Source organism: Geodermatophilus sp. CPCC 205506 (assembly GCF_051383635.1).
Lineage (GTDB): Bacteria > Actinomycetota > Actinomycetes > Mycobacteriales > Geodermatophilaceae > Geodermatophilus.
Genome location: NZ_JALPKP010000005.1, coordinates 137,244 through 157,134, shown reverse-complemented (window position 1 = coordinate 157,134; position 19,891 = coordinate 137,244). Strand labels below are relative to the sequence as shown.

General features: G+C 71.5%; 18 protein-coding genes and 1 tRNA gene. 9 read left to right on the top strand and 10 right to left on the bottom strand.

The window, feature by feature from the left end; genetic code table 11:
• On the bottom strand, window positions 1–255 hold a 255-nt coding region (locus tag MY520_RS04800), incomplete at its 3' end, for a hypothetical protein (protein WP_436690620.1).
• Between MY520_RS04800 and MY520_RS04795 the strand changes: the two genes are divergently transcribed.
• The 3 genes from MY520_RS04795 to MY520_RS04785 are packed head-to-tail and all read left to right on the top strand — an operon-like array spanning window position 239 to window position 3,251.
• Complete coding sequence (locus MY520_RS04795; protein WP_436690618.1) at window positions 239–1,573, top strand: MFS transporter; 1,335 nt, start codon at window positions 239–241, stop codon at window positions 1,571–1,573. The genes MY520_RS04800 and MY520_RS04795 overlap by 17 nt on opposite strands.
• A complete protein-coding gene (locus tag MY520_RS04790) occupies window positions 1,570–2,190 on the top strand; it encodes an RBBP9/YdeN family alpha/beta hydrolase (protein ID WP_436690617.1) in 621 nt (206 codons plus the stop codon). Before MY520_RS04795 ends, MY520_RS04790 begins: the two co-directional genes overlap by 4 nt.
• Window positions 2,187–3,251, top strand: coding sequence for a YeiH family protein (locus MY520_RS04785; protein ID WP_436690615.1), 1,065 nt, complete (start codon window positions 2,187–2,189; stop codon window positions 3,249–3,251). The genes MY520_RS04790 and MY520_RS04785 overlap by 4 nt, the downstream gene beginning before the upstream one ends.
• Before the next feature lie 52 nt (window positions 3,252–3,303).
• Here MY520_RS04785 and MY520_RS04780 read toward each other — a convergent pair whose 3' ends face one another.
• The 3 genes from MY520_RS04780 to MY520_RS04770 all read right to left on the bottom strand — a co-directional run bounded on the left by MY520_RS04780 (window position 3,304) and on the right by MY520_RS04770 (window position 7,508).
• Window positions 3,304–4,905: an MFS transporter gene (locus MY520_RS04780; RefSeq protein WP_436690613.1), complete on the bottom strand. Its 1,602-nt coding sequence runs from the start codon at window positions 4,903–4,905 to the stop codon at window positions 3,304–3,306.
• Window positions 4,906–5,061: 156 nt separating this feature from the next.
• Window positions 5,062–6,396, bottom strand: a complete 1,335-nt coding sequence (locus MY520_RS04775) for an APC family permease (RefSeq protein WP_436690612.1) — start codon at window positions 6,394–6,396, stop codon at window positions 5,062–5,064.
• Window positions 6,397–6,467: 71 nt separating this feature from the next.
• Window positions 6,468–7,508, bottom strand: a complete 1,041-nt coding sequence (locus tag MY520_RS04770) for an AraC family transcriptional regulator (protein WP_436690610.1) — start codon at window positions 7,506–7,508, stop codon at window positions 6,468–6,470.
• A 205-nt stretch (window positions 7,509–7,713) separates the two neighbouring features.
• On the opposite strand from MY520_RS04770, the gene MY520_RS04765 reads away from it, so the two are divergent.
• Window positions 7,714–8,211, top strand: coding sequence for an NUDIX hydrolase (locus MY520_RS04765; protein ID WP_436690608.1), 498 nt, complete (start codon window positions 7,714–7,716; stop codon window positions 8,209–8,211).
• 404 nt (window positions 8,212–8,615) lie between these two features.
• Window positions 8,616–9,602, top strand: coding sequence for a patatin-like phospholipase family protein (locus tag MY520_RS04760; protein ID WP_436690606.1), 987 nt, complete (start codon window positions 8,616–8,618; stop codon window positions 9,600–9,602).
• A gap of 164 nt (window positions 9,603–9,766) precedes the next feature.
• Here the strand turns inward: MY520_RS04760 and MY520_RS04755 are convergent, their stop codons facing one another.
• Both MY520_RS04755 and MY520_RS04750 read right to left on the bottom strand, forming a co-directional pair.
• On the bottom strand, window positions 9,767–9,988 hold the full coding sequence (locus MY520_RS04755; RefSeq protein ID WP_436690604.1) for a helix-turn-helix domain-containing protein: 222 nt from the start codon (window positions 9,986–9,988) through the stop codon (window positions 9,767–9,769).
• A gap of 99 nt (window positions 9,989–10,087) precedes the next feature.
• Entirely contained in the window at window positions 10,088–10,534 is a 447-nt protein-coding gene (locus MY520_RS04750) for a nuclear transport factor 2 family protein (protein WP_436690602.1), read from the bottom strand.
• A gap of 903 nt (window positions 10,535–11,437) precedes the next feature.
• Between MY520_RS04750 and MY520_RS04745 the strand changes: the two genes are divergently transcribed.
• A complete protein-coding gene (locus tag MY520_RS04745) occupies window positions 11,438–13,021 on the top strand; it encodes a CHAD domain-containing protein (protein ID WP_436690600.1) in 1,584 nt (527 codons plus the stop codon).
• A complete protein-coding gene (locus MY520_RS04740) occupies window positions 13,018–13,770 on the top strand; it encodes a ParA family protein (protein WP_436690599.1) in 753 nt (250 codons plus the stop codon). Before MY520_RS04745 ends, MY520_RS04740 begins: the two co-directional genes overlap by 4 nt.
• Before the next feature lie 442 nt (window positions 13,771–14,212).
• Here MY520_RS04740 and MY520_RS04735 read toward each other — a convergent pair whose 3' ends face one another.
• Together MY520_RS04735 and MY520_RS04730 are read right to left on the bottom strand one after the other, a co-directional pair.
• On the bottom strand, window positions 14,213–14,608 hold the full coding sequence (locus MY520_RS04735; RefSeq protein ID WP_436690597.1) for a type II toxin-antitoxin system VapC family toxin: 396 nt from the start codon (window positions 14,606–14,608) through the stop codon (window positions 14,213–14,215).
• Window positions 14,609–14,627: 19 nt separating this feature from the next.
• Complete coding sequence (locus MY520_RS04730) at window positions 14,628–14,858, bottom strand: FitA-like ribbon-helix-helix domain-containing protein (protein WP_436690595.1); 231 nt, start codon at window positions 14,856–14,858, stop codon at window positions 14,628–14,630.
• Between the two features lie 942 nt (window positions 14,859–15,800).
• Between MY520_RS04730 and MY520_RS04725 the strand changes: the two genes are divergently transcribed.
• On the top strand, window positions 15,801–16,367 hold the full coding sequence (locus MY520_RS04725) for a hypothetical protein (protein ID WP_436690593.1): 567 nt from the start codon (window positions 15,801–15,803) through the stop codon (window positions 16,365–16,367).
• Between the two features lie 1,073 nt (window positions 16,368–17,440).
• Here MY520_RS04725 and MY520_RS04720 read toward each other — a convergent pair.
• Window positions 17,441–18,949, bottom strand: a complete 1,509-nt coding sequence (locus tag MY520_RS04720; protein WP_436690591.1) for a DUF2252 domain-containing protein — start codon at window positions 18,947–18,949, stop codon at window positions 17,441–17,443.
• 449 nt (window positions 18,950–19,398) lie between these two features.
• Between MY520_RS04720 and MY520_RS04715 the strand changes: the two genes are divergently transcribed.
• Complete coding sequence (locus tag MY520_RS04715; protein ID WP_436690589.1) at window positions 19,399–19,794, top strand: tyrosine-type recombinase/integrase; 396 nt, start codon at window positions 19,399–19,401, stop codon at window positions 19,792–19,794.
• Window positions 19,795–19,810: 16 nt separating this feature from the next.
• Here MY520_RS04715 and MY520_RS04710 read toward each other — a convergent pair.
• Window positions 19,811–19,884: transfer RNA gene (locus tag MY520_RS04710), tRNA-Ile, on the bottom strand.
• Window positions 19,885–19,891 lie beyond the last annotated feature (7 nt).

The following is a 19,891-nucleotide window of genomic DNA, read 5'->3' as shown; positions in this document are numbered from 1 at the left end:
AACCGCCGCCCCGGCCAGCGCGGCTTCCTGCACCACGCCTGACCGGCACCGCCTGACCGGCACCGCCTGATCGGCCGTTTCTCCCGCCACCCCGGTCCGCAGGTGCGGGCCCGGTTCCGCCCGGCCCGCACCTGCGCCACCACGTCGACAGCGAACCCCTGCGTTCGAGGTCGACCCCATCGGTCCCGTCACCGGACGGGCACCGACATCGACCTCGAATCGCGCACTGGAGCTCGTCATGACATCGCTGGTCACCGGGAGCAGGGTCGACGACACCGTCGTCGACCCTGCCTCCACGCAGGCCCCCACGAAGAAGGCCCGCCGGCTCTTCCCGTGGGTCGTCTTCACCCTCACGTTCGCCCTGCTGTTGTCGGACTACATGTCCCGGCAGGTCCTCTCGGCCGTGTTCCCCTTCCTCAAGCTGGAGTGGGCCCTCACCGACACGCAGCTCGGGGCGCTCACCAGCGTCGTCGCGCTGACGGTCGGGCTCCTGGCCGTTCCGCTGTCCCTGCTCGGCGACCGATGGGGCCGGGTCCGCTCGATCGTCCTCATGGCCGTCATCTGGAGCCTCGCCACGGCCGGCTCCGCGATCGCGGCCAACTACGAGCAGCTGATGCTGGCCCGCGTCTTCATCGGCGTCGGTGAGGCCGCCTACGGCAGCGTCGGCCTGGCCGTCGTCCTCGCCGTCTTCCCGGCCTACAAGCGGGCGTCCTTCACAGGTGCCTTCATGGCCGGCGGCTCGTTCGGCTCGGTGCTCGGTGTCGCCCTCGGTGGCGCCCTCGCCGTCCAGTTCGGCTGGCGCTGGTCCTTCGGCGCGATGGCCGTCCTCGGCTTCGTCCTGGTCCTGCTCTACCGCATGTTCATCAGCGACAAGAAGCTCGACGCGCACCGGGTCGACGACGCCGCCGAGGGCGAGCCGGTCTCCGTGCCCGGCAAGCGGGCCCCGCTGCGCACGCTGTTCAGCACCCCGTCGGTCATCGCCGCCTACGTCGGCAGCGGGCTGCAGCTGTTCCTCGCCGGCTCGCTGTTCGCCTGGCTGCCCAGCTACCTCAACCGCGCCTACGGCCTCGCGCCGGACCGGGCGGCCGCGCTGGCGGCCCTCGCCATCCTGCTCATGGGCACCGGCATGATCGTCTGCGGCTGGGTCACCGACCGGCTGAGCCGGCACGTGGCCATCCGCAAGTGGACGACGGCGATCGTCTACTCGCTGCTGTCGCTGGTCCTCCTCGGCGTGGGCTTCGCGCTGGAGCCGGGTGCCCCGCAGCTGCTGCTGCTCGGCGTCGGCATCTTCTTCGCCGCCGGCACCACCGGTCCGGCCGGTGCGATGGTGGCGAACCTGACCCACGAGTCGATCCGGGCGACCGCCTTCGGCACGCTCACGCTGGCCAACAACCTGCTCGGTCTCGCGGCCGGACCGGTCGTCACCGGCATGCTGGCCGACCGGCTCGGTCTGGAGAGCGCGATGAAGATCGTGCCGATGGTCGCGGTCGGTGCGCTCGTGGCGCTGATCCTGGGCCGCCGGGCGTACCCGAAGAGCCTCCTCAAGGTGAACGCCCCGGCGGTCACCCGATGAGCGCGGCGACCGTCGTCCTCGTCCCGGGCCTGCGCGGCCACGTCGGGGACCACTGGCAGACGCGGCTCGCCGCCGCGCTGCCGGGCGCGCGGACCGTCCCGCCGCTGGGGCGGACCGACGCCGGCCTGCTGGTGCGGGTGACCCTGCTCGACCAGGTCGTCGAGCAGGCCCCCGGGCCGGTGGTCCTCGTCGCCCACAGCGCCGGGGTGCTGGTCGCGGTGCACTGGGCGGCGCGGTACAACCCCACGCGGGTGGTCGGCGCCCTCCTGGCCACCCCGCCCGTGTTCGCGGCCGAGCTGCCCGCGGAGTACCCCTCGATCGACCGGCTGCGGGCCCACGGGTGGCTGCCGATCCCGAGGGAGCCGCTGCCCTTCCCCAGCATCGTCGCCGCGAGCAGCGACGACCCGCTCGGCAACCCCGTGCGGCTGCGCAGCCTCGCGGCGTCCTGGGGCAGCCACGTGCACGACCTCGGTGCCGTCGGCCACCTGAACCCGGCCTCCGGGTTCGGCGAGTGGCCGGAGGCGGTCGAGCTGATCGACCGGCTGGGCGGGAGCACGGTGGAGCGCGACCCGAACGGGTTCCGCTCCTGCCGCCTGCCCGAGCCCGCACGGGCATGACCACCGTCGAGCAGGCCCCGGCCGAGACCGTCCCGGTGGCCGGCAGGGGCCGGGCCGCGGACACGGCCACCGGCGCGGCGACGCCGCCGCGCCGGTGGCCGGGCCTCGTCGCCGCGGCCCTCGGGCTCGGCGGCGCACTCCTCGCGCACCGGTTCGTTCCGGCGGTCGGCGTCCTGACCTGGGCGGTCGCTCTGGGCATGGTCGCCGGCAACACCGGCCTGCTGCCCCGGGTGGCGAAGCAGGCCCTCGCGGCCGTGACCAGGCGGTTGCTGCGGATCGGCATCGTGCTGCTGGGGTTCGCCGTGTCGTTCGGCTCCATCATGGCGCTGGGCGTCGGGACGGTCGCACTCGTCGCCGGCACCCTGGTGGTCACGCTGGTCGTGACCACGTGGCTCGGGAACCGGCTGCAGCTCGGCGCGGCCCGCAGCCTGCTGATCGGCACCGGGTTCGCCATCTGCGGGGCCTCGGCCATCGCCGCGATGGAGGACACGGCCAGGGCCGACGAGGAGGACGTCGCGGTCGGGATCGCCATGGTCACCCTCTTCGGCACCGTGGCCATGGTGCTGCTGCCGTTGCTGGCGAACCCGCTGGGCCTCAGCGACGTGCAGTTCGGCATCTGGGCCGGGGCGAGCATCCACGAGGTCGGTCAGGTGGTCGCGGCCGCCGGCGCCGGAGGTGCCGCCGTCGTGGCGATCGCGGTCGTCGTCAAGCTGACCAGGGTGCTGCTGCTGGCGCCCGTCGTCGCAACGGTCAGTGTCCGGCGGCGGCTGGCCGGGTCGGATCAGGGCACGGCTGCCAAGCGGCCACCGATCGTGCCGCTGTTCGTGCTCGGGTTCGTCGCCTGCGTCGCCCTGCGCAGCACCGGTGTGATGCCCACAGGGGTGCTCGACGCGATCTCGCACGTGCAGGTCGCGGCGCTCGGCGCCGCTCTCTTCGGCATGGGCGCGGCGGTGCAGATCCGCTCGCTGCTCCGCGGCAGCGGACGGGTCCTCCTCGTGTCGACGCTGTCGACGCTGCTCGTCACGGGGGTCGCGCTGGCAGGGGTGCTGGTCCTCGGCTGAGCCGCCTGGCCGAAGCAGGGCCCGGCAGGGCCCAGCGGGGAGCCGGGTGCTGTCAGCCCAGGGCGAGCCCCTCGGTCGAGCTCGACGGGACGGGGTCGGGCAGCCGGGCCATGCGGAAGGAGTTGGCCAGGCCCAGGAGGCCCGCGAGGATGGGGATCACCAGGGCGATCTGCAGCGCCGGGGGCCGGGCCTCGGTGTTGATGCGGACGATCTCCTCGCGGGTCGCCGCGGGCTGGTCGGCGAGCAGCTGTTCGAGCCCGGCGTTGCTCATCAGCTGCGCGTCGTCCTCCAGCACCTCCGCCACCTGCTGCTGCTCGGCGGAGGACAGGACGTCGCTGTCCTCGGCGCGGGTGGTGAACGTGATCGCGAGCGCGGCGAGCATGATCGCGCCGGCGAACGCCAGGCCGAAGGACAGCCCGAACGACCCGGCGGCGGAGTTCACGCCGGCGGCCTCGCTGACGCGTTCGTCGGAGACCGGGCTCAGCGTGTAGTTGTTCAGCTGCGAGACCAGCAGCCCCAGCCCGCATCCGGCGATCAGCAGCGGGACCAGGAGGTACCAGCCGGAGTCCGCGCGGGGCACGACCGGGAGCAGGATCACCAGCCCGGCGGTGAAGAGCGCGAACCCCCATCGGACGATGGTGGACGGGCGCCGCCGCCCCGCGCGCTGGCCGGCGAGCAGGGCGATCCCGAACATGCTCAGCGACAGCGGGGCGATGGACAGGCCGGCCTGCAGCGCGTCGTACTCCAGCACCATCTGCAGGTAGATGGGCAGCACGATCATCGTGCCGCCCAGGGCGATCTGCTGGAGGAGCTGCTCGGAGACCCCGAGCCGGAAGTACTTGGACGAGAACAGGTCCGGGTCGAGCAGCGTCGGCCGACCCAGGCGCTTGCCGCGCCGCAGCCACCACACCAGTGCACCCATCGCGACCAGGCCGATCAGCAGCAGCCCGCCGACGGACTCACCGCCCTCCTGCCAGACGAGGATGCTCAGCACGATGCCGCCCATCCCGAGGACGGACAGGACCGAACCGACGACGTCGACGTGCCGGGGACCGGTGTAGGGGACGTCGCGGACGAGCCGGAGGCCCGACAGCACGACGGCGATGATCACGGCCTCGAGCAGGAACCCGACCCGCCACGACAGGAACGTCGTGATGACGCCGCCCAGCAGCGGCCCCACCGCCGCGGCGATCGCCGCGGCCGCCCCGACCAGCGCGTAGACCTTCCTCCGCGCCGGGCCCTCGAAGTTGCCGTGGATGAGCGACTGCATGGCCGGCAGGAGCAGCGAGGCGCCGAGCCCGCCGATGATCGCCCAGAACACGATGATCGCGGTGAGGTTCTGGGCGAGCGTCATGGCGACGGCGCCGACGGCGTAACCGAGCAGCCCCAGCGTGTACGCCAGCTTGCGACCGGCCAGGTCGCCGACCTTGCCGCCGATCAGGATGAACGCGGCGGAGACCAGTGCCTCGAGCGCGATCGCGGACTGCACGCCGGAGACGGTCGTGTCCAGGTCACGGACGACCGCCGAGATCGAGACGTTCATCAGCGACGTGTCGACGACGAGCACGAACATCGCCATCGCCAGCAGCACGGCGAGCAATCGGCTCCGCTTCCCCTCCGGGGGAGGAGACGTGTCCGCGCGATCGCTCACCATCGTGTCATCGTGGGCGGGACCGGTGCGGGTGGTCCTCATCCGCTCGTGGTGAACGGCCACAGCGACCGCGCACCAGGGGATCCCACCCGGCCACCCGCCGGAGGACTCCAGCGGGACGGCGCTCCACGGCCGGCTGTCCGATGGCGAGCGCCGTGGTCACCTGGCGGGGCTCTGCGGTGCGTGCACGGGGCCGTCCGGCGCCGGCGCCGGACGATCGGGCCGTCGGCGCTTCCAGACGAGGTCGAGGGCGATGCTCACCAGCAGGATGGCGACCAGGGTGACCGCGGTCGCCGGCTCCTCGACCAGCGTGGTGAACGCGAAGGTCACCAGGACGATCACCGCGGACCCGACGGCGAGCACCAGCAGCCACGTCTTGGCCCCCGTCTCGCCCCGGACCCGCAGGTGGCCCGCCGACACCAGCGCGAAGACGATCAGGGCGACCGCGCTGCCGATCGACGCGATGGCGGTGAGCGCGAAACCGACCGACAGGGCGATGGCCACCACTGCGGTCAGCAGGATCCCCGCGGGCGCGCGGTCCCGGAACCGACGACCGAGCACCGGCGGGAACTGGCCGGTCGAGGCCATGTGCTCGCACAACCCCGCCGCGGGGTAGAGCCCCGAGTTGGTGGCGCCGGCGGTCGCGAACAGCGCCGTCACGCTCATCAGCCAGTACCCGGCGTCGCCCAGGACGGGTTGTGCGGCCACCGCCAGCGCCGTCCCGCCGGAGGCGACCACCTCGTCGACGGTCAGGGTGCCGAAGACGCCCACCGCGACCGCGACGTAGACCGCCGTCGCGATGCCGAGCGCCAGGTACACCGCACGCGGCAGCTCGCGGGCCGGGTTGGCCAGGTCCTTCGCCGTGAACGTGATGACACCGAAGCCGAGGAAGGCGAAGAAGGTGAGCGCCACGCTCGACACGACGGCGCGCAGCGAGGGGTAGCCGGAGAACGCGAGCAGCGACGTGTCCAGGTTCCACAGTGTCGCGACCGCGAAGACGGTGAGGATGCCCACCACCACGACGACCACGATCGTCTGCGCCCGTGCCACTGCCTGGGAGCCCAGGATGTTGAGCACGGTCATCACGAGCACCACCAGGACGGCGAACGCCTTCGTCCAGCCGGCTCCTCCGTCGGCGAACGCGGCGGAGGCGTAGCTGCCGAACGACACGGCGACCATCGCGGTGATGATCGCGTTGGCGGCCAGCAGCAACCAGGCCACGACTCCCGTGACGTGCCCGTTGCCGAACCCCCGGACGACGTACTCCAGCAGCCCTCCGGCCGACGGGTAGCGGGCCCCGAACTTGGCGAACGAGTACCCCTGCAGGACGGCGACGGCGCCGGCGATGAGGAAGGAGAGCCAGACGGCGGCACCGGCGACCTCACCGGCAGCCCCGAGGAGCGCGAAGATGCCGGCGCCCACCATGGCCCCGACCCCGATGAAGGCCGCCTGCCGCACCGACAGCCGGGCGGCGGGCTGGTCGCTGACGGTCATGGTCCTGACTACCGCGCCGCCTGGCCTGCGACCTCATCCGCGACGGAGGAGTCGCGGACCTCCCGGACGGTTCAGGTCGCCTGCCCGTCCCCGATCGCAGCGGGGAGGGATCCGGCGCGTGCGTTTCGACGCCACTCGCTGGGACTGGTGCCGAACCGCGCCTGGAACCACCGGGTGAAGGCGCTGGGCGCGCCGAAACCCAGCAGCTGGGACACCTCGGTCACCGAGTACCCGTCATTGGGCAGGTAGCGCTCGACCAGCCGGGCCCGGGTGGCGTGCACGATCGCGGAGAAGCTGTGCCCGTCCTCGGCCAGGAGGGTCTGGAGAGCTCTCGGGCGCATCCCCAGGTACCGGCTCACCGTCTTCAGCGAGCACCGTCCCGCCGGCAGCAGCAACTCCACCGTCTCGGACACCTGGGTGGCGAACGTCGGGTACCCGGGGGCGACGACGTCGTCGAGGAACTGCCGGCTGTAGGGCCGCACGGACGCGTCGGACGTGAGGACGGGGGCGACCAGGTCGCGCACGAGCAGTTCCAGGCCGGTGAAGTCCTGGTCGAACCGCACACCCGGGCCGAACGTGCGGCGGTACGACGCCGGGTCGCGCGGGCGCGGATGGGCGAAGGAGGCGGACAGGGGCGCCCAGTCGTTCCCGATCAGCGCCCGGATGATGCCCACCACCGCCCCCATGACGAGGTCGAGTGCCTGCCCGGCTGGGGCGGGCTCGCCGAACTCCAGCCACACCGTGATCCTCGCCAGTTCGTCGTGCTCGTGGAGGCGCATGTGCAGCGCCTCGTTGTAGACCCGCTCGTACCGGATCAACAGGTCCACGGCGCTGCGGAGGTCCGGTTCGTCGCGGAGCACCACGCTGATCGGCCCGAGGGACCCGAGCCGCCGGCGTTCGGCCAGGCGCACGCCGAAGTCCTCGCACGGGGCGCGCCGGGCGGACAGCTCGAGCAGTCTGGCCGCGGGCGCCGCGGCGATCCACCGGTCCGGGGTGTCGAGGTCGGTGAGGGTCAGGCCCACGTCGCCCAACAGCTCGGTCGGGTCCAGCCCCAGCGATCGAGCCAGGTCGGCGTACCCGGTCAGCGCGGCAGTCCGCACGCGAGGCCGCATGAGCGGTCCCCCCTCCGCGATCACGGGAAACCTAGGCGGCACTCGGCAGAACCGCAAAGTGCAATCGGTGTCTCCCGCTGGCGCATCTCCCCGGAGGCCGCGAACCCCGGGATCTCTCCTGCTTCACCCGCTCCGGACGATGCTCCCGGCCGCAGGGCGCAGGAGCGTCGCGGGGAGCGACTCCAGGGGACCGGGCAGGCAGGCCATGACGTCGATCGACCGCCGGACACGCACGCGGCAGGTGTACTTCCACGATCCGTCGGCGCCGGCCGCGAGCCTCGTCGTCCCCTCGGTGTTCGTCGCAGTGCGGTGGCGTCAGAGGGCGCTGCTCCTCGTCCGCCGGTGTGACAGCGGTGCGTGGGAGTTGCCGGGCGGCCGCGTCGAGGTCGGTGAGACCGCCGTCGAGACCGCCGTTCGGGAGACCGCCGAGGAGTCCGGTGTGCAGGTGGTGGTGACCGGGTTCGTCGGCCTGTTCAGCGATCCCGGTCACGTCGTCCGCTCCGTCGGCGGCGAGGTGCGCCAGCAGTTCGCGCTGATCTTCCGGGGCAGTGCCGTGGGTGGGGTTCCGCGCGGTGATCAGCACGAGACCAGCGAGGCCGCCTGGGTTCAGGTCGCGGACCTCCCGGGGTTGCCGATCGAGCCGCCGGTGCGGCTCTGGATCGCCCAGGCCATCTCCGTCGGAGAGCCGGTGTACCTGGGCTGACCGCGGGCGACCGGTCGTCCCGCGGTCCCATCCGGAAGGGAGGATCCGAGACCGCCGTCAGCCTCGGAGCATTCGCCGCGTGCATCTCAGCGAGGGCCAGGCGACCGGAGGAGTCGAGGACCTCTGGAGGGGACCGTCCCCAGCACTCCTGAGCCGTACGTCGAAGCGTCGTCAACGGCATCAGCGCCCAGGTCGGGCACGCGGGGATCGGACGGATCTCGTCAGCCTGATCGGCCACGAAGCACGGGGGATGCCGGCCCACGCACCCACGGAGGAGAGCGGCTCCGTTCTGCCCCTCGCCGGCCGAGGAGCGTCGGGCGCCGCTGTCCTCCGTGCCGCGACGGCCGTGTCGGGTCGCCGTCCAGGGACGCCAGGGAACGCGTCAGCCGTCTGGAGGAGCTGTCATGGGTGATTCTGTGCGATCTCAGCCCCGACGTGGGCTGGTGATCGGTGCGGGTGCTGCCGTCGGCGGCGCCTGGGCCCTGGGAGTGCTCTGCGCGTTGTCCGACACGGAGGGCCCGGACGGGATGGCGTTCGAGGTCGTCGTCGGCACCTCCTCCGGGTCGGTGCTCGCGGCGCTGCTCGGCTCCGGCGTGCCGCCCCGGGTCATGGCCGAGACGTTGTCCTGTGGTCCCGTCCGAGCGGTCGAAGGTGACGCGGTCAGCCCCGTCGACGTGCCCGACCGGGTCCACCGCGCGCTCACCGACATCCCCTGGCCCGTGCCGTTCCCGGGCAACCTGCGGCTGGCCGCGCGGACCCTCGGCCAACCCGGACGCCACACCGTGCGGGCAACGGCCGCGGCGTTGGCCCCCCGCGGCCGGGGCAGCCTGGCGCCGGTCGGCGAGTTGATCGCGGAGGTGTGCGGTCACGGGGGATGGCCCGCCCGTCCCCGGACGTGGATGGTCGCGATGGACTTCGACTCCGGGCGACGCGTCGTCTTCGGAGCGGCGGGGCACCCGGTGACGTCGCTCCCCGAGGCGGTGATGGCCTCGTGCTCGATCCCCGGTGTGTTCCCGCCGCGGCTCATCGGTCACCGCCGCTACGTGGACGGGGGCGCGGTCTCGGTCACCAACGCGGACGTGCTGGCGGACGAACGACTGGACGAGGTGCTCGTACTGGCGCCCATGGCGACCACGGCACCGGGTCCGCGCAGGTCCGCGGCGGCCCGCCTGCGCCAGCACCCGAACCAGCGGTTGGAGTGGGAGGTGGCTCGGCTCACCGCTGCAGGAACGACCGTGCGCGTGGTCGCGCCCACCGCCGAGGACCTCGCCGTCATGGGCCCCGACGTGATGGACGCCCGGCGACGCCGCCACGTCTTCGAGACGGCGGTGCGAACAGGCACGACCCGGTTCGTCTCGGCCGCGCCGTCACCCGTCGATGGTGTCGCCTGACGCGCAGGGCCGTCGCTCCATCGACGATGGTCATGTCCCGCGCCGGCCGACGGCGCCGCCGTCGATCAGCCACGCCAGGGGCCTCGGCGGAGAGCGAGGTCCTGCCCGGGCGGCCCTGCCGGTGGTGGTCGGCGAGCGGGGTGCGGGGCGAACTGTGCGCCGGCTCAGCTGATGACGTGCTCGAGAGGTATCGGCGCCTCGCCTTCGGCTTCGTAGCGGCCGATCCAGGTCCGCACGCACGTGCGCGAGATGCCCATCGCCGCGGCGATGTGCGCCTGGCGCCAGCCGGCCCGATACGGGGCGACGATCAGCTTCCGGGCGTGAACGGTGGTGCGGGCATCACCGTGGGACGCGAGAACCTCCGAGCGGATGTGGGCCTTCGACAAGCCACAACCCACTCGGAGGTTCTCCTGCGTTCAAGGCGGACCGCTGTCACCAACGTCCCCGGGTACAGCCAGCCGGCAGGACGAGGATTCCAGGCCGCATCACCCGGGGCCCAACTGCTGTTGGATGGCCGCGAGATCGATCCAAGCGCTCTCCCGGCTGATCAGGCCGTCGCGGAAGTCGAAGATGTGCAAGAAGCGGGTCTGGACCGGTCGGCCGCGCCCGTCCAGTCCAAATGGGTGCCCCATCGCGGTGGCGTGCAGGACCGACTCGTCAACGACGTGGTCGGCGCCGTACCAACGGCGGACCGGTTCGAACCGGTCGATCCGCAAGTCGGCGAAGAGAGCCCGGTAGAAGTCCTCGATCTGCGCCGCACCGTGCAGCGTGGGGCCGGGGCGCCCGACGACGTCGTGCTCGGCATCGGGCTGGAATCCCGCAACGATCGCGGCCAGGTCGCCGGTCTCCTCCGCCCGGTAGTGGCCGTCGACGAGTTCGTCCATGCGCTCCCGGGACATCTGAGCTCCGGGCACGGGCGTCGTGGTGGTCATGCCGTCCTCCTTGGCAAGCCCTCGTTACCAGGACGTGGCCATGGTGGCCTCCTGAGCAGCTCGCGCCCAGTCCTCCGGGGCCAAGGTCGTGGATTGGTGAGGGAATCTCCCGCTCGGCCCAGCAGTGAGCGGCCTACTCGGCAGCGTCGAGTTCCGGGGCGGCGGCCTGTCCTGAGGCGGCGGTGAGCGCGGGGAGAGGTCGAGGCGAAGATCAGGTCGCCCCGTCACGCGAGACGACCTCCCGATGGACCTGGACGCGACCTCTCCGCACGGGGCTGGGTCCGGTAGCGGTACACGGCCATGCGGGAAGACTGCGGAGCGACGTCGCGGTGGTGTGGCCACCACGCACGGCTTTGGCGCCGGTCGGGGACGACCTCGAGCCGTGCTCGGAGCTACTCCTCGGGCTGCGCGACCTCGGGAGCGACTCGTTCGGCAGGGACTCGTCTGGAGACCGGGGCGTGACGTGTGCTCGGTTTTCGTCGGGGTGGTTCACACCGCGGTTCTCACTTGCCAGCGGGGGCGCCACGCCCGTGCCGACAGCTGTCAACGGCGGCCGAGGGTTGACCCCCTGGCGACGTGCGGGTTCTACGTCGCGTGGGGGTCAGTTTTCAGGCGTCGTCGACGACAGCAACGCAAGGCGTGCGAAGTACGCCTTGCGGGCGTGCCCGGCCCTACGGGCCCGCTCGGCCCTACGGGCCCGCTCGGCCGGTGACAACTGAAGACCGAACTGGGTTCCGCGGTCGACCACATCACCGAGGCAATTGCTCGGGGCAGTCGGTGGCTGGTCGGGCCGCACCGGTCGTTCGAGATGACAGCTGCTGGGCGCGCCTCACCCTGGCGGTCGGCTGCGACCGACACAATGCGCGACACCCGACCGAGGTCGGTGACCTGAGAGGAACGCCGGTGAGTGACCCTCGCGGCGGCCAGTTCTGGGCCGGTTCCGAACCGTCGGCAGTAGCCGCTGCCCTGGCGGCGTTGGCGGCGAGCTACACGGTGGCCATGGATAGACCGGTTACCACGCGGACGATGTGGCTGGACAGCTTCGACCTGCGGCTGTACCGCCGCGGGATGGCGCTGACGGCCGTCCAAGCCCCCGACGGCGACGGTTGCATGCTGGGGCTCAGCCGCACCGACGGTGCGACGGTCACGGCGGGGCCCGACACCCTCGGCTGGCCGCGCTTGCTGGCGCGTCTTCCCGACGACCTTCGCCCGCACCTCGAGCCGGTCCTCGGGGTGCGCGCTCTCCTGCCGATGGTCGAGGCATCGGGGACGTCCGTCACCGGCAGGTTGCTGGACGTCGAGGGCAAGACCGTCCTGCGGTTGATCCACGAACGTCCGGCCACCGTTTCCAGAAGCCGCGGCCGCCTGCCGGGGGGCCTGTGGTTGATCCCTCTGCGGGGGTACGACGCGGCCGGCGAGTGTGCCGCCCGTATCGCGCACCGGGCGGGGCTCGTTCCTGACACACCTTCGCGCTACCCGGCGGCGTTGCGCGCCGCGGGAGTCGATCCCGACGCGCCCTCGAGGCCCGTGATGGAGGCCGGTCTTCCCGCCCGCGTGGCGGTGGCCAGGGTGTTGCTGTCCTTTCTCGGCGAGCTGGAGGCCGCCGTGGACGGAACGGTCAGCGATGTCGACATCGAGTTCCTGCACGACCTCCGGGTCGCGGTGCGGCGCGCTCGCTCGGCGGTCAAGCTGCTCGGTGACGTCCTGCCGCCCTCCCTGGTCGCGTGGGTGACACCGCAGTTGAAGCTGCTCGGCGACCTCACGACGCCGTCGCGCGACCTCGACGTCCTTCTCGAGGAGCTCCCGTCCCTGACGGCTGGTCTTTCGACCGGCCGACGCGAGGACGTGGAACCCCTGGTGCTCCACCTGACCGGGCTCCGTGCGGACGAGCGGCGCAGGCTCGCGGCCGGCTTGCGGTCGCCGCGGTTCGAGCGGTTCCGTGCACGATGGCGCGCCTCGCTGCTGGCGCTGGCGACCTGGGACGGGCAGCCCTGTGCGGGACCGATCGCGGCCGAGGTGGTCGTGGAACGGCTCGATCGCGCGCATCGTCGTGTACTCCGCCTCGGCTCGCGGATCACCGACGCGTCGCCTGCCGAGGACCTGCACGACCTGCGCAAGCGGGCCAAGGAGCTGCGCTACCTGCTGGAGACCTTTCCCCCGACGACGGATCCGGCCGACGCTCGCGTCGCCATCAAGGAGTTGAAGGCCTTGCAGGATGTGCTCGGGACGTTCCAGGACAGCGAGGCCCAGCGCGAGGCGCTGTACTCACTCGCCACCGACATGATGGCCAACGACGGCGCCTCCGCCCGGACGATGTTCGCGATGGGGGAGATCGCGGCCCGGCTGCAGGAGGACCAGGACACGTCGCGCGCGCAGTTCGCCGCCATGTTCGAGCAGTTCTGCCGGCGGTCGGCGCAGCGTCGGACGGCCCCACCAGGACCGCGCCGAACGGCGCCGGCCACCGCAATGGCAGGAGCGGCGTCATGAAGGTCCTGGCCACGTACAACATCAAGGGGGGCGTCGGGAAGACGTCAGCCGCGGTCAACATCGCCTACTTCGCGGCCCGCGACGGTCTGCGCACCCTCCTCTGGGACCTCGATCCGCAGGGCTCGGCCACGTACCTGTTCAGGGTCAAACCCAAGGTGAAGGGTGGCGGTAACGCCTTGGTCAGGGGAAAGCGCACACTGGACGACGGGATCAAGGGAACCGATTTCGACCAGCTCGACCTGATGCCTGCCGACTTCAGCTACCGCAACCTCGATCTGGACCTGGACTCGGCGAAGCGCCCCACGGATCGGATCCGCCGCCTGCTCGGGCCCCTGAAGAAGGAGTACGACCTGGTCGTCCTCGACTGCCCGCCGAGCGTGTCCCTGGTGTCGGAGAACGTCGTCCACGCCTGCGACGTGCTGCTCGTCCCCCTGATCCCCGCCATGCTCTCGGTGCGCACCTACGACCAGCTCATCGACTTCGTCGACATGATGCCGGGGCGGAAGCCGCAGGTGGTCGGCTTTCTGTCGATGGTCGACCGCCGCAAGAAGGCCCATCGCGATTTCACCGAACGGCTGCCCAACGATCACGCGTCCGTCGTCCCCGAGGCGATCCCGAGTCGGGTGGCGATCGAGCAGATGGCCGAAGAGCGCGCACCGGTGCCGGCGTTCGCGCCGGCCAGCTCTGCGACCGCCGCCTACGAGGCGCTCTGGGCACGGGTGCAGTCTTGCCTGATCGGCACCGGCTGACGCCCACAGCACGAATCACGTGGATGCCCGTCGGCGATCACCGCCAGCACCGCCAGATGGCGCTGCTCCGTAACGCTCATCTGCCTCATCGAGGGAGCGTCAAGGATCAGCCGGAACAGCTGTCAACCATCAGCCGCACCACTGTTGCGGAGCACCCCAAGCTCCGTGGTCAAGCATCAGGCGAAACAACACACGAACACCGGTGGGGCGGGTGGGGCTCGAACCCACGACCCAGGGATTGTGAGGTATTCCAGGACGTCTTTCCAACCTGCACGCTTACCATCAACTCAGCGCCTGACCTGCGATTTCACAGATGGCGGTCGATGGCTGTCGACGGCCTGAAACGGCCCTTCTGTGGGCATCGTGTGGGCACGGTGTGGGCACGGCTGATACGTACACGGGGCAGGGGTAACGGTCCCGGCGTTTCAGGCGAGAAGCGCTGTCAGCGCAGGACGCGGATGGCGCACCGCGGGCCGGGAGCGGCGGCCAGCCGACCGTCCGCGGTGATCAACTCGCACTCCAACCGCTCGGCCAGGGCCACGTAACAGGCGTCGTAGGCGCTGACGTTGGCGCGCAGCTCGGAGGCGCGCCGCATCAGTCGCAGCGTCGGGACGCGCTCGAACCGCAGCTGCTGAAGGTGCCCGACGGCGGCCTCGAAACGCTGGTCGGTCAGCGTGCGAGCCAGCCAGCGCTTGCGGAGCACCGACACGGTCTCGACGTCGACCAGATCGGGCGCGGCGACCTGGTCGGCGGCGCGCAGCGCACCGCGGGCGGCCGTCCCGGCCGCCTGGTCGTCGGCGAGGGCGTTGGCCAGGATGGAGGCGTCGACGACGATCACTGCGCGCTCGCCTGGAAGATCAGCGCCGGGAGCGTTCTTCGTCCAGGTCGGCCACGGCCGCCTGCAAGCCGACGCGACCGCCGTGCTGCGCTTCGACCTCGTCGAGGACCTCGCTGACCGAGCGTTGCTCGGCGAGGTGACGCAGCTCGACAGCAAGGTACTGCTGCAGCGACTGGTGGCGGCGCTCAGCCTTCCGCTGCAAGGCGGCGTGCACGTCCTCGGGGACATCCCGGACCAGTACATGCGGCATGCTTGCATAATGCTTACAGATGCTGGTCACTGCAAGGAGTCGCCATCTCGCTCGAGGGTCGTTTGCGGTAATTGCCGTAGTCGGCACGGGAGTCGTGGCCGTTGTCGCTTCAGCCTGCGACCGTGGCGTGAGGTACTGACCTGAACCGGCCGCGGTGCCGTGTGGCCCGCTGCCTGGACGGCGCCCCGCCGTCGAACGGCCGTCCGGTCAGCTGTCACTGCCCGCGTCCTCGCGCAACGGCTCCGGCTGCAGGCGCCGCGCGACAGCTCGCGGCCGTCGGCGTCCTCGAAGATCAACGTCTTGCGCAACCGCAGCGCCTTGCCGTTCACCCTGTAGGCCCGCTGCCCGCTTTCGGTCTCGATCCAGAAGTCGTCGCCGATCGACACGAGCCGCTGACGCATCCGGTAGTGCACCGCATCGCTGTCACGTCGATCCTCTCGTCGCTCCTCGCGTCGTTCCGCCCGTCGACCTCGCAACATCGCCGGTCACCCTCCGTCGGCAGGACCTCCAACCTCTTCCCCGGACACGGGCCTCACCTCCGCTCCGAGCGACTTCCGGACCGGGCACAGGCGGCGACGACGACGAACATCCGCTGACCAATGCCGCGTTCCGCCGCTTCGTCAAGGCCACTGGGTATGTCGTCCTCGCCGGCCGCACGTGGGCAGCGCCCGAACAGTGGGGTGCGGCGGCCACGCTGGCGGCCGCCACCGTGCCGTTGCCGGCGATGGCCGAGCTCACCTGAAGCGCCTGGGCACCCCTCGGGTCGGTTGGACGAACTCATCTATCCGAGGTGAGGCACGGCTGCCGGGAGATCGGGAGAGTCGCCACCTGACCGTCGCGGAGCTGGGGGTTTCTCATGGTGATCACGGAGAACCGGCCGGGCGCCGTGACCATGTCGGCGCCCGCGCGCCTCCGGGTGCCGCGTTCGGCAGGGGGCGCAGGGTGACCGGCGTCGGACTGGCCGTCGTCGGCCTGCTGCTCTGCTTCGTCGGTCTGCGCTCGATCCACCTGGCGCTGCTGGCGTGCGGCTTCGCCCTCGGTTGGCTGGTGGCGGAGGGACTCGGCGCATCGGTTGCGGTCGCGGCCATCGTCGCCGCCTGCGCCGCGGTGGTGGGCTGGGTTCTCGCGCGCGTGGTCTTCCGGGCGGCACTGTTCGTCGTCGGGGGGCTCGCCGGCGGGGTGATCGGGGCGAAGCTGTTCGGGCTGCTGGAAGGGGACGACGGCAACGTCCTGCTCGCCGTCATCTTTGTGGTGGCGGTCGCCGTGCTTACTGGCCTGGCGGCGCAGCGGTACCACGAGACAGCCGCCATCTGGGCCTGCGCGTTCGGTGGCGCCGGGCTCGCCCTCAGCGGCCTGGGCCGGATCTGGCCGAACACGCTGGGCTTCCTGCGCACGCCGGACACGACCGCCGAAGCGGTCCTCAGCGCCGCCGCATGGCTCGTGCTCGGCGCTCTCGGCTGGACGGTCCAGCGGCGACTGGTGCAGCAGCCCAGGCAGGCCCCGGTCTAGGCGGAGCTTGTCCCGCTACAAGCGGGGATCATCGCCGACGGGCGCTGAAGTCGGCGCAGTTCCGGCGGGGCTTCCGGGTGCGCCTGTGGGTTGCGCACCGCCCTGAAGAGACACCGCGGCTCTCATCCTGACCACGGAGGATGGGTTCAGGTTTCACGCAGGCGTGCTCATCCACCGGAGCATTTCGCCGGGCTGGACCTACTCGTCCGGCACACCGCAGGTCGGTTGAAGTGGTGCTGTGCGCCGACGCCGATCCACCGCTGCCGTTGGCCGAGTACCGACGCACCGGCCTGCTGACCGAGATCCGGGACGACGATCTGGCGCGTTCACCGTTGCGGAAACGCACGCCCTGCTGGCAGGCCTGGCCGCACCCGTGACGCCCGCGGCGGCCGCTGCGTTGTCGGCGGCCACTGGGGCTGGGCCGTGGCCCTGCGGCTGGCCGCCGGATGCCTGCGGGGGGCGCCTCCCCGGAGCGGCCCGCCCCGTCGCGACCGGCGACGATGGCAGTCCGGTGTAGTACCTGTCGGCTCGGCCGGTCGACGACCACCCCGCCGAAACGCGCCGGCTGCTCCTGCGGGTCAGCGTGACCGGTGAGCTGGGGGCCGGAGTGGGTCGCCGTCTCACCGGTGACGTCGCCGACGGGTTCCATGCCGGGCTGGCGCACGCCGGCGCCTTCGCCCGAGGACGCGCCCGCGGCCCCCGGCGGCTACCAGATCCCTCCGCTTCTGCGGCAGCTCCTGCCCGCCCAGTTGCGGCTGGCGCGGCCGTACATGGTCAGGGCGCTGCACTGGATCTGCGCTGGCGTGGTTCGCCCGCACTGGTCGACTCCCCGAGGCCGTCGCGCACGCCATCAGCGCCGACCGACTTTCGGGCCATGGAGGGTTCTGTGGCTGGCCGACCTCGTCAAGTTCCTGATCTCGCACCCGCTGGACTGAGCTGCGCCTGACCGGGCGATGTCGGCAGCCGCTCGCCGCGCTCGACGACCGGGCCTGCTCGGCTGCCCGACCTTCACCCTGCTCGGGGCTCCCCGACCGGTGACGGGGGGGACGGTGGGGACCTCACCCCTCCCGCGGTCAGACTCCCTCGAGTGCTCGGAGCCGCCCGGATCGCACCGCCCGCACGAAGGCCTGGAAGTCCTGCTCGTTCTGGTCGGCGTAGCGGGCGGAGAAGTCGGTGATTGCCCGGTCGAACGCGTCGCCGTCGCCCAGGTACTCCGCGAGCGCCACCGGGTCTCCCGAGCGGGCGTGCGCTCGAGCGAGCGTCCAGCCGCAGATGCCGGCGTAGTACCTGAGCCCGGTGGGGACCATCGCCTCGACCTCCGCCGAGCCCTTCATGTCACGCAGCTGACGCCAGTACAGGTGGCGGTCGGCCTGGGCGCCGGCGGTCCAGCCGAGGAAGATGTCGCTGGCGGCCTGCATCATCCGCTGTCCCTGCACCACCCGTTCGCCGGGCTGCTTGTACCGGCTGCGGGGCAGGTACTTCTCCAGCACGGATGCGGTGGCTTCCTTGATCTGCAGGAACAGTGGGTCGTGTTCGTCGCGTCCCTGCAGCAGGACGATGAAGGCCCGGGTGCCGACGCTGCCGACGCCGACGACCTTGCGCGCCGCGTCGACAATCTGGAAGCGCTCCAGCAGGTGTCGTCGGTCGGCCTGGAGCGTGGCGCGGTAGGCGCGGAACTGATCCCGGATGATCTGATCGGTCTCATCCGCGGAGAACCCGTAGGTCGCGGTGACCTCGCGCAACGGCACCACGATCGGTGGGTCGCTGATGATCCGGTATGCGCCGTCGACCTGCTCGGCGAGCTTCGACAGCGCCTGCAGGCTGTCGCGGGAGTGCGCCTTCTGTAGCGTCTTCTCTGCGGTCTTCGCCGCCTTGTGCAGCGCGCGGTCGGCCTTCCCGTCATTCCCGGACTTGTCCTTCGCGCTCTTTCCGGCGTTGCCCTTCGCGCCCTTCTTGCCTGTCTTGTCGTGGTGCCCGGCGGTGGCGACGGAGTCCCGAAGCGAGGTCATGATGTCGTCCTCGTCAAGGTGGGCGTACCAGACGTCCAACGTGCCCATCTGCCCGAAGCCGGCCATCGCCTCGCGATAGGCGGTCACCGCGGCCATCGTCGCTTCGCGGGTGTCAGTCTTCGAGAAGCCGTTGTTGCGGGCCGCGATCGTGAAGCTGGCCGCCATGCGCTTCACGTCGTACTCAAACGGCCCGGGCAGCGTCTCGTCGAAGTCGTTGAGGTCGAAGAGCAGCTTGCGCTCGGGTGAGGCGAACGCACCGAAGTTGGACAGGTGCGCATCACCGCACAGCTGTGCATCGAGCCCGGCGGTTGGGGTGTCCTTGAGGTCCGCCGCCATGACTGCGGCCGCACCGCGGTAGAAGGTGAACGGCGACGCCATCATCCGGCCGTGCCGGACCGGCACCAGGTCGGGCTCGCGTGTCCGGTTCTGTTCGTCCAGCACGGCGACTGCATCGGGCCGGTCCGTTGCCGGTCGCCAGCCGATGTGGCTGTCCAGCGGCGTGTGTTCCCGTGCCTGCCTGCCGTGCTGGGCCCGCTCGTCCCGGCTCGGATGTGCGATGTGCAGAACGGTCATCTCGACTCGCCTTTCCGGGACCCCGTCGGATCGAGCACGCGGTCACTTCCGCGTACCTGCGGCAGGGGAGCTCGTGCTCGATGCTCACGACCCGCGCGAGTGCCCGAGACGCAGCCTCGGACGCTGACGCCTCACCGAGCCGGGCGCATCACCCCCTCTGTAGTACGCCGATACTCGACCGTGACCGCCGGGCGCCGGTGACGGCGTTCAGCCCGGGTCCCGTCGACGCGGACCGCCTGCGCGCGGACAACGACGCCATCGTCGACCAGCGCCTCCCCGGCGCAGAGGGTGCAAGGGGCGCCATAGGAGGTCGGTCGCGGCGCCCTGCTGCGGCGGTCACCCGTAGCTCGCCCGCCTGATTCAGCGCCCCGGTGCTCGGGCGGTGAGTCGCAACGGATCCCGTCTGAACCCCGACGGCCTGGCCTGTACCCGCCGTCCTCCTCGAGCCGTTGGCCCAGCGGTCCGCCGGCAAGCGCGCCGACGACCTGGTGCTGACCTCACCCGAGGGCGGCGTGCTCCGGTCCGGCACCTTCCGGCGCCGAGTCTTCGCCCCGGCCGCTACTGCAGCGGGACGGGAGGATCTCAGTCCCCACGATCTCCGCCACACCGCGGCGAGCCTCCTCGTGGCGAGCGGCGCGAACGTCAAGGCGGTCCCGCGGATGCTCGGCCACGCCTCCGCCGCGATGACCCTGGACGTCTACTCCGGCCTCTTCGACGACGACCTCGGCGCCCTCGCCGAACGCATGGATGCCGCCCACGCCGCCCACATCTCGGCGCATCCTGTGGGCGTCTTGTGGGCGCGGGACAAGAGCCCCGATCTGACACCGACGCCAACAAGGCGCTGACCAGCACGACCACCGGTGGGGCGGGTGGGGCTCGAACCCACGACCCAGGGATTATGAGTCCCATGCTCTGACCGGCTGAGCTACCGCCCCGATGTGC